We start from the raw sequence: 12,821 nt of genomic DNA, 5'->3' as shown, positions 1-12,821 counted from the left end.
TGACATAAGGCTGACAGTACGGTAAAAGAGGAGGGAGCTTGGAGAGCTTAAAAACGATTAATTTATGAATTCGTCACTCAGTATCACAATTACAAATAAGGGCTGCGGTAGTTTATTGAGGTATCTGTTAGTACGGGATACCATAACACCTTCGTTAAATTTGGATCCGTTACCATGAAAATGCCTGTTAAATTGGCTGCTGTCGCAGCTTCACTTTCTTTCGCTTTTAATGCTTTTGCTGCGCCTGTTGAGTTTCAGAAAATTCCAGAGATCATGCAGCAATTTGAAACTGCAGAGCTGTACGTCAAAAAGTCAGTGACTCTAGGGCGTTTGCCTGCTAAATCTGAAATAGGCACTGATTTCCCTACCTACGTTTCTGACGGAAAGGGTGGTTACAGCTTAGAAACCAACAACGTGATGACGGATGATGTAGTTATTGCAAGCATGCCTAAGGCGATTGTTGATGATGTTTTCAACCAATGGTTGGTGCCAAAAGAGACGTGGATCAGTAGTTATGGTTCACTGCCAACGTCGACCGCTGAGTTCAAGCCGTTTAAGCGAATTAAAACCATTAAAGCCATTAAGATTGACGCTGAAATGCTTGAGCTAATGGGCAGCGAAGATGGCAAAACAGCCGTGATCAAAGTGAGCTGGGATGAAAAAGGGATGAAGGTTTATAAGGACGGTTACTTAGCGGATTATGAGTACGGTATTGCCCCTCATGAGATGCAAGAGAACTACGAGCTAGCCCCTAAGTAGTTTTATTCCATTTCCGAAAAGCGCTCTGGTTTGCAGGGCGCTTTTTATATTCCCACCAAAATATGACTTAACTCACACTTTTCTGACATTTTACCGCTCGTTATGCTAGTATGCGCCGCTTGTCTTTGTAATTGATAAAAAACGCATTACCCAAACAGAGTTTTCTGTTTATCTGCTTGTAATGACCTCATTCAGTTTGGCCTAACTTGGCTGAACATCTGCATTTTGCTCGGACGCAAAGAGAGTAGTTCTCACTACTTCACTATGTACATTTGAGAGCACCATCTATCAAAGGCCTTTTAGAAACAGCCTATTTAGCGCGAACTACGTTCTGCGTGAAGGGTTTCGTTTTTCCAAAAATCCCCCTGGCGCCAAGTCTTGCTTGGTTGCTGACAAGTAAGGAGTCTATATGACGTCTACGGTATCTACATCCGTACCTACATCTTCAGCTGGTAATACAGCTTCGACAGAGAAAGAAGTAAACCATCCATTTCTTTCTTTGGTCATCATGGTAATCGTTGCAGCAATCGCAACCTACTTTATCCCTGCAGGCGAGTTTGAACGAGTGGTTATGAATGGCCGCACGGTGATCGACCCAGACAGCTATACACTATTGGCAAGCAACCCAACAACATTAGCCTCTTTTTTCGAATCATTTTTTAAAGGCTTCAAATCCGCTTCTGGCGTGATGGGTGTTGTGGTGTTTGTTGGTGGTGCTTTCGGTATCATCAAACACATGGGTCTGCTAGACGCATCGGTTGTTGCCCTCACCACTAAGCTTAAGAAACAAGGCTTATATGTGATCGCGCCAGTGATCATGACGGCGATCTTCTTCAACGTGACCTTCACCGGTATGCGTGAACTGGATGTTATTTTCATCTCATTGATGATTCCGATCTGTATCAAGCTTGGATACGATGCGATTACAGCGTTAGGCGTTGTTCTACTGGCAAGTTGTGCAGGTTTTGCTGCGGCGTTGGCAAACCCATTCTTCACGGGTATTGCACATACTATCGCTGAACTGCCTTTGTACTCAGGCATGTGGTACCGCTTTATTGTTGGTATGTTCATGTTGTTAACGGGTGCGTGGTATGTGCTTAACTACGCGCGCAAAGTTAAGCAAGATCCGACCAAAGGCTTGTTGCACGGCACGAGTTACCACTACGAATCGAACGTTGAAGCGAAAACACTGACCACACGTGAAAAGCTTGCGGGCATCGCGTTCTTGGGCGTGTTCGCATACATGATCTTCGGCACGTTGACGATGGGTTTCGGCTTCACTGAGATTGCAGGTGCATTCGTGGCGATGGCGATTATTCCAGGTTTGGTGGCGGGCTTATCTCCGAACAAGATTTGTGAGTACTGGACCAAAGGTGTTAGCGATGTATTGGTTGCGGTACTGATCATCTTCTTTGCTCGTTCAGTGCTAACCATTATGGAAGACGCGAAGATTGTTGATTCTATTATCTTCTATCTTGCACAGATCATTTCTGGTAGCTCTAAACTTGTGGCAGCAGCAGGGATCTACTTTTCGCAGGCTGCGATCAACCTATTCATTCCGTCTGGCAGTGGCCAAGCGGTGATCACCATGCCAATCATTATTCCGTTGGCAGATATTGGTGAAGTGACTCGCCAAGTGGCGGCACTGGCTTCTCAATTGGGTGATGGTATCTCTAACTATATTTACCCAACCAATGGTGGCTTGCTGGCTGTATTGGCTATTGCAAAAGTGCCTTACACCAAGTGGGTTCGTTTCTTCTTACCACTGTTCTTGTTCTGGTCGGTAGGCGCTTTGATTTCAGTTGTGATTGCTCAAATGATTGAGCTAGGGCCTTTCTAAGGTTTCTTTTTAATCAAATACATGGACAGTTAAGCTTAACTGAAGCCGTGTGAGTAAATAAGAAGGCAGCGAATTCGCTGCCTTTTTTCGTTTAAAGAAAAGCTACGCCAACGTCAAAGATTACTCTTCAAATTGGTAAGAAGAGGGCACCACAATCACGCCTTGTTTTGATATGTGGAAGCGTTTCGCATCGGCAAGGCTATCAACACCGATCTGGGTTCCATCTGGCACCTTAACGTTCTTATCGATGATGCAGTTTTGTATGTGGCAATTTTTTCCAATCTCAACATCTTCAAACAAAATACTATCAATCACAATCGCGGCATTACTGACTTTCACTTTAGGGAAGAAGATAGAGTTTTGCGCCGAGCCGCCTTCAATTACAACACCATTCGCTATCATCGAGTTGATGAAAATCCCTTGATTCCCCTCTACCGAAGCAATGGTTCGTGCGGGTGGTAGTTGTGGTTCGTAAGTACGAATCGCCCAATCAGGTTGGTATAAATCGATAGGTGAGGCTGGCTTTAACAGGTCCATATTCGATTGGTAATAAGAGTCGATTGTACCCACATCTCTCCAGTAAGCGTCTTGAGTTACGCGTCCTTCTTCATCACCAAACTTATATGCGTAAACACTGTTGTTGCCGACCAACTTCGGAATGATGTCTTTACCGAAATCGTGGCTTGAGTCTGGGTCTTCTGCGTCTGCTAATAATGCCTGTGTCAGTACTTCTTTATCAAAGATGTAAATCCCCATTGAAGCCATGCTTCGGGTCGGTCTACCGGGTACACACGCGGGGTAACGTGGTTTCTCGGTAAAGTTATTGATTTGTAGAGACTCATCTATCTCCATCACACCAAATTCCTTGGCCTCATCAATCGACACTTCCATGCAGGCTACCGTTAAGTCAGCTTCATTCTGCTTATGTTGCTTAAGCATTGGGGCGTAATCCATACGATAGATATGGTCGCCAGATAACACCACCACATGCTTAGCTTCACTGCGAGACAGCAAATACAAGTTTTGATAAATCGCATCGGCCGTGCCGCTATACCAACTGTCACCTGTGCGCATTTGCGGCGGAACATTGGTGATGTATTCGCCGAGCTCGGGGTTAAGCACCGACCAACCATCACGTAAGTGTTTTTGCAAAGAGTGAGACTTGTACTGAGTCAGCACCAAAATTTGGCGAAGCCCAGAGTGTAGGCAGTTCGCGAGCGTGAAATCGATGATTCGATATTTGCCACCAAAAGGCACCGCAGGCTTTGCGCGGTTATCGGTTAGGGGAGAAAGCCGAGAGCCAACACCGCCGGCCAGAACGATTGTTAGAGTGTCTTGCATAGTCAGAACCTCAATGTATTTATGATTATGCATATGGTCCTGCAAGCACTGAGCCAAATATAACTCATTGAATATTAAATAAGGTGGCAATGAATTTTTCGGGACTGCACCAAATTGATGCGTACGAGATATTGGCTTGCTCTATTTTGATCCAAAGAGATCCGAGCAAAGTGAAAAGGTAGGGTTAACAAAATGATGCACGGAAAAGTCGCATTACAAAACTGTCAATAAAATGAAGGAATAAAGTGATCGGGTCGATATAAATTTACACAAATAATCATAACCTTTCACAAATTGATTTCCATCAATAAAGTAGGGGTATTCTGTGATAACTTGCACGCAAAATAAGAAATGATTACTCATTCACCATTTAAATGAAGCCCTCAAGGAAATAATAATGAAAAAAACAGTATGTGGTATTGCGGTTATTGCGGCTCTTATGTCGACGAATGTTCTTGCTCATAAAGAAGGTGATTTCATCATCCGTGCAGGAGCAGCAACAGTATCTCCAAACGACAGCAGTGGCGCTGTACTTAATAACCCTGACCTAGAATTCTCAGTTGATTCTGATACTCAGCTTGGCCTGACTTTCGGTTACATGTTCACTGACAACATCAGCTTTGAAGTATTGGCAGCGAGCCCTTTTTCTCACAGTATCTCCGTTAATGGTCTAGGCAAAATTGCCGACACGAAACACCTCCCGCCAACGTTCATGGTTCAATACTACTTTGGTGAAGCGAACAGCGACTTCCGTCCTTACGTAGGTGCGGGCCTTAACTACACAGTGTTCTTTGATGAAGGATTGAATGCTAACGGAAAAAATGCAGGCCTAACGGATGTTTCTTTGGATGACTCTTGGGGACTTGCTGCGAACATAGGTATCGATTACATGATCAATGAAGATTGGTTCCTAAACGCATCGGTTTGGTATGCTGACATCGGTACTACAGCTAAATATTCTGATATTAATGGGAACAACTATTCTACAGACGTTGATATCGACCCATGGGTATTCATGATCGGTGGTGGTTACAACTTCTAACCTACGATTCAGTTTACTAAGGCGCTCAAGCACCAGCCAGCTTGTGCGCCTTTTTTGTGTGCTTGTTAATTAAATGCTCATTCTAACCTTCTGTTGTTATGGGTAAAAGAAACCGATTGTCTTCACCTATTGTTAACAAAAGGGAAAGATAAGTGCCATAACAGCCCTCTATGATCGCGATTCAAATTATGGAGGATATATGAATCGTAAATTTAATAAGCTGACATTATTGCTACCTATCGCGGTAAGTTCTGCTCTAGTAGGCTGTTCTCAATCAACATCACCAACGACAGCTCAAACGTCACTTGATGCTTTTAGCCTTCAATGCCAATCCATCGAGCAGCCAAACGCTTCCAATGCTGAGGTAACTGGAATCAGCCTAGTTGGTCGTTCAATTGCCGACGCCCCGTTTGATACTTCTGCAGCCGAAATCGTCAGCTACGATTCATGTACCGACAAGCTTTATGTTGTGAACGCTCAAGCTCAGAAAGTCGACGTGTTATCAATGAATTCTGACAGCGCACCAACATCTGCGGGCTCTATTGATCTTCAATCAGCGGCTGCAGCTTCTGGTATTGATATTGGTGCAGCGAACAGTGTGTCGACTCATCAAGGATTAGTTGCTGTCGCGATTGAAAATGCCGACAAGCAACACAACGGCATCATTGCACTTTATCGTTCAGACACGTTAGAGCTGATCACTACTTATACGGCTGGTGCATTACCAGACATGGTGAGCTTCTCGAAAGATGGTCGCTACATTGCCTCTGCAAATGAAGGTGAGCCGAATGCGGATTACAGCATTGATCCTGAAGGTTCAGTAACGCTGGTGGATTTAAGCAATGGTCCTTTGCAAGCGACAGTTACTCAAATTGATTTCAAGGCATTTAACCAAGGTCAGCCTCGTCACCAGGAATTAACCGATAAGGTTCGAATTTCAGGGCCTAGTGCGACCGTCGCTCAAGACCTAGAGCCTGAATACCTAACGTTTGCTGACAACGGCAAACTCTACGTTGCCCTGCAAGAGAACAACGCACTAGCAGCGATTGATGTCGCAACGGCAGAGGTGGATGCGATTCTTGGCTTAGGCGGCAAACCTTGGGATAGCGCGCAATTGGATGCGTCGAATAAAGACAAAAATATCGGCAACCTACAAAACTACGCGATGTTAGAAGGACTTTACATGCCAGACAGCATCACTAGCTACAGTGTCGATGGCAATACCTACATCGTGACGGCGAACGAAGGTGACGGCCGCGAGTATGGCATCAAGACGACGCAAAAAGAGTGTGACGATAAAGGCTTTGAGTGGGATGGCGATGACTATAAAGGCACCGAAAACTACACCACAGAGAAAGACTTTTGTATTGCTTATGTTGATGAAGTACGTGGTAAAAAGTTAGATGTTGACGCTAACCACCCATTGGCTGGTGCATTGAAAGACAATAAGCAACTGGCTCGCCTAAAGGTGATTAAGCCACAAGGCACGCTTGCTGCTGACCAAAAGGTTCAAGCATTCGGTAGCCGCTCTTTCTCTATCTGGGATGAGTCAGGCGAGTTAGTGTTTGATAGCGGCGATGATTTTGCTCGAATCGTTCTTGATCAAGATCCTGCAAACTTCAACAGCACCAATGATAACAACCAAAGTGGTGACGATCGCAGCGATGATAAAGGGGTAGAACCTGAAGCTATCGAAGTGGCTGAGATCAACGGTAAGCACTATGCCTTTATCGGCCTTGAGCGCCAAGGTGGCATCATGGTTTACGATGTAACACAGCCTAAGAACGCAAGTTTCATCAGCTACTTGAACAACCGAGACTTTACACAAACAGTGTGCACTAAGGTTGATGAAGACGGTGATTGCGACAACGATACTTACAACTCGAAAGCGGGTGATTTAGGCCCTGAATCAATTAAGTACTTTACACGTTCAGGTAGCCACTTTATCGCTGTAGGCAATGAAGTGAGCGGTAGCACATCAGTTTACCGCGTTGAGTTCTAATCTCGCTTATTGCTAGCAATCAGATTGAATCAAAACAAAAGCGCCACGACTTGTTAAGTCGTGGCGCTTTTTTAGTTCATAGCTTATTTAGTCGCGATAGCAAAGGCCTATGGCTGTTGCTTAGTCGGTGCTAGAGCAATCTCACGGATACATACGTTCTGTGGTTGTTGGTAAGCGAATGATACAGCGCGAGCAATGTCGTCAGCTGCCAATACGCCGCCCATGTCTTCTTTCCAAGAATCGTAACCGTCTTTGATCTCTTGAGATGTTGTGTGAGACAGAAGTTCAGTCTCTACAGCACCTGGTGCGATAGTCGTAACACGAACATTTGAAGCGGCCACTTCTTCACGAACGTTCTCAGAAATAGCATGTACCGCGAACTTAGTACCACAGTAAGCTGCGTGGCTTGGGAATGTTTTCTTACCCGCGATTGAGCTGATGTTGATGATAGTACCTGTGTTGCGTTCCATCATTGGAGCAAGTACAGATTGCATGCCGTTTAGAAGACCAATCACGTTCACATCGAACATTGTCTTCCACTCTTGTGCGTCTTGAGTATCGATTTGACCAAGAAGCATTGCGCCAGCGTTGTTGATAAGCGCATCTACAGGGCCGAATTTCTCTTCACCTTGTGCGATAGCTGCGTCAAAAGACGCTTTGTCTGTTACGTCTACTTTCACTGATAGTGAGTTTGGTAGATTCAGTGCTTCAAGGCGATCAACACGACGAGCTAAAAGAAGCAGAGGGTGACCTTCATCGCTTAGACGACGAGCGATTGCTTCACCAATACCAGAGCTTGCACCTGTAATTACGATTAGTTTTTTCATTTTTATTTCCTCTGTACTTTTATTGCGTCGGTTGGCTACGACGTATTGTTTAAGTGCATTCGAATCAAGTGCTTGTTGCCTTGCTTCGTTGCGATGGAGGTATATTAAGGAAAATAGCATTGTTGATATATAGCGCTTTACTTGAAACACTGTTGCTGTGGTGCAACAATAAAGCGTCTATCTCATAACTCCATTAGTAAGCTGGCGACTATGCTTAATCAAATTAACCTGTCTGATATTCGTTCTTTCGTGCTGATCGCTCGTTTAGGTAATTTCACCAAAGCGGCGGAGGAGTTGGATGTGTCGCGCTCCCACGTATCACGCCAAGTAAGTAGCCTAGAAAAGCAGATGGGTGTAACGCTGTTTATCCGCACTACTCGAACCTTGAGGCTGACTCACGCAGGGCAAGATTTGTACACGAGATGTGAACAAGCCTTAGATAATATAGACCAAGCGCTGATTGCTGCGGTTGATGATGTCGAAGAGTTACGCGGTGACATCAAAGTCAACTGTGTTGGCGGTTATTTGGGGGAGGTGATCATCGCGGATCTGGTCAATGAGTTCATGCAGCTCTACCCAGATATCAGCATTAGCCTTGATTTCAGCAGTAACCGAGTCGACTTGATTGAAGACGCTTTCGATATCGCTTTTCGTATGGGGAGCCTTGAAGATGCGGGCTTTATTGCGAGGAAGCTATTGGACATAGAGATGGGAACACTGGCGAGCCCTGAGTATTTTGCTCGCAAAGGAAAGCCTAACCACCCTAAAGAGTTGATCCATCACGACTGCTTAACCGGCTCGGTGCGTAAATGGAGTTTTCAAGCGCTTGATGACACCAAGAAAACACTCGATGTGCATGTGACGGGTAGGCTGCAATGTAAAAATGGCCGAGTGTTGGTGCAGGGTGCGAAGTCCGGGAACGGGATTATTCGTGTACCGACTATCTATTGCTTACAAGAACTTAATGATGGGCAATTAGAGCAGGTGTTTGATGAGTGGGTAGTACCTAAAGTGGACTTTTCAGCGATCTACCATCGAGATCGCTATCAACCAAGTCGAATTCGAACCTTCATTGATTTCGTAAAAGATCGCTTTGAGCAAATGCCCGTGAGTTAAGCGTGCTTGCTGTATCTGCTGCGCATTTGACTGGTTTGGGCTTACATCTCGTCGATTTCGTTTTGTAGGCTTTCCAGTTGATCCAGAATCAGTAAAAACTTCTCACCAAAGGGTGTCACTTGGTATTCAACTCTTGGTGGGAGTTCGTTGAACATTTGCTTATCTAGAATCCCAAATTCTACATTTCGCTTTAAACATTCATTCAAGACCTTGGTCGATAACCCTTCGACCGAGCGTACCATTTCACCGGAACGATTGATGCCATTTGCCAGTAATTGGTAAACCGTGAGTGACAATTTACAGCCGTAGATGGTTTCAACCATACGAGCGGAACGCTCTGGTGCTGATTTTCTTGAAAAAAAGTTTTCCTGATTTTTCATAAAGATGTACCAATAAGTACCTACCTAACCGATTTGTACTTACTATTCATAGTGTTAGTTCAAAGCCTAAGATTACCACGTTCACATGACTTAGGAGATAACAAAATGAACTTCACTAAAAATGGTATTGCAGTAGTAATCGGTGGCACTAGTGGTATGGGCTTTGAAACAGCGAAGCAGTTAGTCGCTCAAAACATCCATGTGTTGGTTGTCGGCAATAACCCAACTAAGTTAGATAAAGCGGTATCAGAACTTCAGTCGCTGGGCCACGCTACTGGCTGGCAAGCTAATCTTTATGATGATGCAAGTGTGTCGAATCTTATTGCGCATCTAGAGTCACTTGAAGAGGGTATTGGTTACCTTGTTAATGCGGCTGGCTACTTTAACCCTAAAGCGTTTATCGAGCATCAGGAGTCGGATTACGAGCAATACATGCAGCTTAATAAAGCGACTTTCTTCATCACTCAAGCTGTCAGTAAGTTGATGATCAAAAACGGTGGCGGAAACGTGGTAAATGTAGGCTCTATGTGGGCGAAACAAGCTATTAAAGCGACGCCGTCTTCTGCGTATTCAATGGCAAAGGCAGGACTACACGCTTTAACACAGCATATGGCGATGGAGCTTGCAGACCACAACATTCGCGTGAATGCGGTGTCTCCAGCCGTCGTTAAAACGCCGATCTACGAATCATTCATTAAGCCAGAAGAAGTAGATCAAGCGCTAGAAGGCTTCAACGCATTCCACCCTATTGGTCGAGTGGGTCAACCGAAAGACATCGCAAACAGTATCTCTTTCCTACTGTCTGACAGTGCCGATTGGGTAACGGGTGCAATCTGGGATGTTGATGGTGGTGTGATCGCAGGCCGCAATTAATCGAGCCGAGTTTTCAATATGGGGGATGCTTTGTTAGCAATTAGCAATTAGCAATTAGCAACTAGCAGCGAAGTCTCCCCCTCGCTCGTTTCTCGCGTAGAATAGACATTAGCAAGACAATAATAATTAAAACAATATTTAGAGTAAGGTCGTCATTATGCTCAATATGGACTTTTCAAAGAGATTGGTTATCGAAACCGATAAACTAGATTGGGTTGCAAGCCCTGCTAAAGGAGTGTGGCGTAAGCCCCTAGAAAGAGAAGAGAAAGAATCAGGTCACACGACTAGCGTGGTGAAATACGACCCTCAATCTTCATTCTCTGAACACCCACATCCGAAAGGAGAAGAGATCTTCGTATTAGACGGTGTGTTCTCAGATGAAACTGGCGATTTCCCCGCTGGCACTTATATCCGTAATCCGCCAGGCAGCGCGCATTCCCCATCGAGTAAAGAGGGCTGCACGATCTTAGTTAAGCTTAATCAGTTTGATGCGAGAGACTTAACTCAAGTCCGTATCAATACACTAGAAACGGAGTGGCTTCCGGGCATTGGTGGCTTACAAGTCATGCCATTGCATGAGTTTGAGCACGAACATGTAGCTTTAGTGAAGTGGCCTGTCGGCGAGCGCTTTCAACCACATCGTCACTTTGGTGGTGAAGAGATCTTTGTATTGTCGGGCACTTTCAAAGATGAACACGGCGAGTATCCGAAACACACATGGATGCGCAGCCCTCACATGAGCGAGCATTTCCCTTATGTGGAAGAAGAGACCGTTATCTTAGTGAAAACAGGGCATCTACCGTTGGATTAAAGGAATGCTCAATACGAAGATGAGAAAGCCGCATTGTTTTGAACAAGCGGCTTTTATAGTTTTTATATATGAGCTGACTAGTAAGCAACACCAATACGTTGGCGCGGGAACTTGCCAGCTTCGAGCTCATCAATCATCGCAATAGCGTAATCGCTGACTGAAATTTTGCTGTTACCATCTTCGTCGGTGAGCAGTTGATCGCCACCAGTGCGGTAGGTCGATAGTTTCTCGCCCGGGAATATTTCTGCGGCAGGGCTAACGAACGTCCAGTTAACTTCGCTATTAGATTGCTTGAACACTTCAAGAGCTTCGCCCTGTGCTAGCGCTTCGTTTTTGTAATCCGCAGGGAAGTCAGGAACAGTCACTAGCGGTACGTTTGGCGCTACTTCTAATGAGCCAGCTCCGCCAACCCAAAGTAGGCGATCGATACCGATGCTCGGTAATGTTGCCAGCAATTTAGTCGCAGTGTTTTTTACGATGTGGTGATTACCCAGAGCACGTCCGCCAATCGAAGTAATGACTGCATCAACGCCGGATAGTGCGTTTGCTAGACTTGCAGCTTCATCTTGTAAATCAAATGAACGAACTTCAATGACTTTGGTTTCCACCCGGCTTGCATCTCTTACAACAGCAACGACCTCGTGACCACGAGATTGAGCTTCTTGAGCGATGTGACTACCAATCCAACCTGATGCACCTAATACTGCAATTTTCATAATGTCTCTCCAATTATCTAATTTATTGAGTCGTTTTCTCGACAGCCATTGCAGTCTAATAGCTCACTAGGTTGCGATAAATATCGTAAAATGATGTAGATTGTATCTATATAGTGATCTAATAAGATTCGATTAGCTGCGAAATAGTTCAAGGAGAGTGTGATGGATAGGTTGACGGCAATGCGTAGCTTTGTCGAAGTTGCGAATTGTGCCAGCTTCACCCAAGCAGCTGAGCATTTGGACATGAGTCGGTTGCAGGTTTCACGTCATGTTCAAGAGATAGAAGGGTGGCTGAAGCAGAGGCTATTACATAGGACGACTCGAAAGGTGAGCTTGACGGCGGCAGGGGAAATCGCTCTGCAGCGCTGTGAGAAAATCCTCCATGAGACCGCTGAGTTAGAAATTACGTCACTCAATCAAACCGATGATCTTTCTGGAACGATTCGAATTGCAGCCCCCATCGGGTTAACTCAGCATATGTTGTTGGATGTGGTCGAACAGTTCACAGAGCTTCATCCCAATATCACGGTAGAACTTTTTGCTTCTGACCGTTTTGCTCAGCTGGTGGATGACAGAATCGATATTGCGCTGCGTTATACCGATCAACCTGACGATAGCTTGATTGCTCGTAAGCTAATGGAAATTGATTCGGTGGTGTGTGCATCGCAAGCTTATTTAGATAAACATGGTGAACCTGAAACGGTCGAAGCGCTTCGACAACACAATTGCTTTCGCCATTTGAGTGTCTCTGAGTGGGATTTCGTTAAGGATAATCAGCATTTTTCGGTTGAGGTGTCTGGCACTATCAAAGCCAATGATGTTGGGGTATTAACCCGCGCTGCACAGCATGGTAAAGGGGTTGTTCGATTGCCCTGTGATTTAGCCAATCCACTGATTGCGGATGGCAAATTGAAACGAATTTTGGATGATTTTGTTTCACCGAGTAGTGTGCTTTGGGCGGTGTATTTGTCTCGTAGTTATCAGCTGCCGGTTGTTCGTCAGTTCATTGATTTTGCCGCAGAAGCTTGGTCTAGCGATATCAAGTCTGGGGATGTTTGAAGTGGCATAAATGCTTACCCACATAAATCTACAACCCATAAATACAAAAATCCGA

The 12,821-nt window shown here is 45.0% G+C and carries 12 protein-coding genes; 8 read left to right on the top strand and 4 right to left on the bottom strand.

Annotated elements, in window-relative coordinates:
- Positions 1-174 precede the first annotated feature (174 nt).
- Together OH460_RS23785 and OH460_RS23780 are read left to right on the top strand one after the other, a co-directional pair.
- Entirely contained in the window at positions 175-759 is a 585-nt protein-coding gene (locus tag OH460_RS23785; RefSeq protein ID WP_269999761.1) for a hypothetical protein, read from the top strand.
- Between the two features lie 409 nt (positions 760-1,168).
- Positions 1,169-2,599, top strand: a complete 1,431-nt coding sequence (locus tag OH460_RS23780) for a YfcC family protein (RefSeq protein ID WP_269999760.1) — start codon at positions 1,169-1,171, stop codon at positions 2,597-2,599.
- 120 nt (positions 2,600-2,719) lie between these two features.
- Here OH460_RS23780 and glgC read toward each other — a convergent pair whose 3' ends face one another.
- Complete coding sequence (glgC, locus tag OH460_RS23775; RefSeq protein WP_269999759.1) at positions 2,720-3,940, bottom strand: glucose-1-phosphate adenylyltransferase; 1,221 nt, start codon at positions 3,938-3,940, stop codon at positions 2,720-2,722.
- 397 nt (positions 3,941-4,337) lie between these two features.
- Here glgC and ompW point away from each other — a divergent pair, with 397 nt between their 5' ends.
- Together ompW and OH460_RS23765 are read left to right on the top strand one after the other, a co-directional pair.
- Entirely contained in the window at positions 4,338-4,982 is a 645-nt protein-coding gene (gene ompW, locus OH460_RS23770) for an outer membrane protein OmpW (protein ID WP_060981098.1), read from the top strand.
- Between the two features lie 199 nt (positions 4,983-5,181).
- Positions 5,182-6,984, top strand: a complete 1,803-nt coding sequence (locus OH460_RS23765) for a choice-of-anchor I family protein (RefSeq protein WP_269999758.1) — start codon at positions 5,182-5,184, stop codon at positions 6,982-6,984.
- Between the two features lie 107 nt (positions 6,985-7,091).
- On the opposite strand, the gene OH460_RS23760 is transcribed toward OH460_RS23765, so the two are convergent.
- A complete protein-coding gene (locus tag OH460_RS23760) occupies positions 7,092-7,811 on the bottom strand; it encodes an SDR family oxidoreductase (RefSeq protein WP_004733012.1) in 720 nt (239 codons plus the stop codon).
- Between the two features lie 210 nt (positions 7,812-8,021).
- On the opposite strand from OH460_RS23760, the gene OH460_RS23755 reads away from it, so the two are divergent.
- On the top strand, positions 8,022-8,927 hold the full coding sequence (locus tag OH460_RS23755; protein WP_269999757.1) for a LysR family transcriptional regulator: 906 nt from the start codon (positions 8,022-8,024) through the stop codon (positions 8,925-8,927).
- Positions 8,928-8,968: 41 nt separating this feature from the next.
- Here OH460_RS23755 and OH460_RS23750 read toward each other — a convergent pair whose 3' ends face one another.
- Entirely contained in the window at positions 8,969-9,307 is a 339-nt protein-coding gene (locus OH460_RS23750; protein ID WP_269999756.1) for a winged helix-turn-helix transcriptional regulator, read from the bottom strand.
- A 105-nt stretch (positions 9,308-9,412) separates the two neighbouring features.
- On the opposite strand from OH460_RS23750, the gene OH460_RS23745 reads away from it, so the two are divergent.
- Both OH460_RS23745 and OH460_RS23740 read left to right on the top strand, forming a co-directional pair.
- Entirely contained in the window at positions 9,413-10,180 is a 768-nt protein-coding gene (locus tag OH460_RS23745) for an SDR family NAD(P)-dependent oxidoreductase (RefSeq protein WP_048659026.1), read from the top strand.
- A 157-nt stretch (positions 10,181-10,337) separates the two neighbouring features.
- Positions 10,338-10,991 carry a cupin domain-containing protein gene (locus OH460_RS23740; RefSeq protein WP_269999755.1) on the top strand — a complete coding sequence of 218 codons (654 nt, stop codon included), beginning with the start codon at positions 10,338-10,340 and terminating at the stop codon, positions 10,989-10,991.
- Between the two features lie 77 nt (positions 10,992-11,068).
- Here OH460_RS23740 and OH460_RS23735 read toward each other — a convergent pair whose 3' ends face one another.
- Positions 11,069-11,707 carry an NAD(P)-dependent oxidoreductase gene (locus OH460_RS23735; protein WP_269999754.1) on the bottom strand — a complete coding sequence of 213 codons (639 nt, stop codon included), beginning with the start codon at positions 11,705-11,707 and terminating at the stop codon, positions 11,069-11,071.
- 162 nt (positions 11,708-11,869) lie between these two features.
- Between OH460_RS23735 and OH460_RS23730 the strand changes: the two genes are divergently transcribed.
- Positions 11,870-12,766: a LysR family transcriptional regulator gene (locus OH460_RS23730; RefSeq protein WP_269999753.1), complete on the top strand. Its 897-nt coding sequence runs from the start codon at positions 11,870-11,872 to the stop codon at positions 12,764-12,766.
- The last annotated feature ends 55 nt before the right edge of the window (positions 12,767-12,821 follow it).

The sequence above is a fragment of the Vibrio sp. Makdt genome, assembly GCF_027587015.1.
Classification (GTDB): domain Bacteria; phylum Pseudomonadota; class Gammaproteobacteria; order Enterobacterales; family Vibrionaceae; genus Vibrio; species Vibrio chagasii_B.
Note: the sequence above shows the minus strand (reverse complement) of the source record. Positions and strands in the feature narration are given on the sequence as shown.

Coding starts and splice junctions, on each gene's coding strand:
- OH460_RS23785 (WP_269999761.1), top strand. CDS start 175: ATGAAAATGCCTGTTAAATTGGCTGCTGTCGCAGCTTCACTTTCTTTC.
- OH460_RS23780 (WP_269999760.1), top strand. CDS start 1,169: ATGACGTCTACGGTATCTACATCCGTACCTACATCTTCAGCTGGTAAT.
- glgC (WP_269999759.1), bottom strand. CDS start 3,940: ATGCAAGACACTCTAACAATCGTTCTGGCCGGCGGTGTTGGCTCTCGG.
- ompW (WP_060981098.1), top strand. CDS start 4,338: ATGAAAAAAACAGTATGTGGTATTGCGGTTATTGCGGCTCTTATGTCG.
- OH460_RS23765 (WP_269999758.1), top strand. CDS start 5,182: ATGAATCGTAAATTTAATAAGCTGACATTATTGCTACCTATCGCGGTA.
- OH460_RS23760 (WP_004733012.1), bottom strand. CDS start 7,811: ATGAAAAAACTAATCGTAATTACAGGTGCAAGCTCTGGTATTGGTGAA.
- OH460_RS23755 (WP_269999757.1), top strand. CDS start 8,022: ATGCTTAATCAAATTAACCTGTCTGATATTCGTTCTTTCGTGCTGATC.
- OH460_RS23750 (WP_269999756.1), bottom strand. CDS start 9,307: ATGAAAAATCAGGAAAACTTTTTTTCAAGAAAATCAGCACCAGAGCGT.
- OH460_RS23745 (WP_048659026.1), top strand. CDS start 9,413: ATGAACTTCACTAAAAATGGTATTGCAGTAGTAATCGGTGGCACTAGT.
- OH460_RS23740 (WP_269999755.1), top strand. CDS start 10,338: ATGCTCAATATGGACTTTTCAAAGAGATTGGTTATCGAAACCGATAAA.
- OH460_RS23735 (WP_269999754.1), bottom strand. CDS start 11,707: ATGAAAATTGCAGTATTAGGTGCATCAGGTTGGATTGGTAGTCACATC.
- OH460_RS23730 (WP_269999753.1), top strand. CDS start 11,870: ATGGATAGGTTGACGGCAATGCGTAGCTTTGTCGAAGTTGCGAATTGT.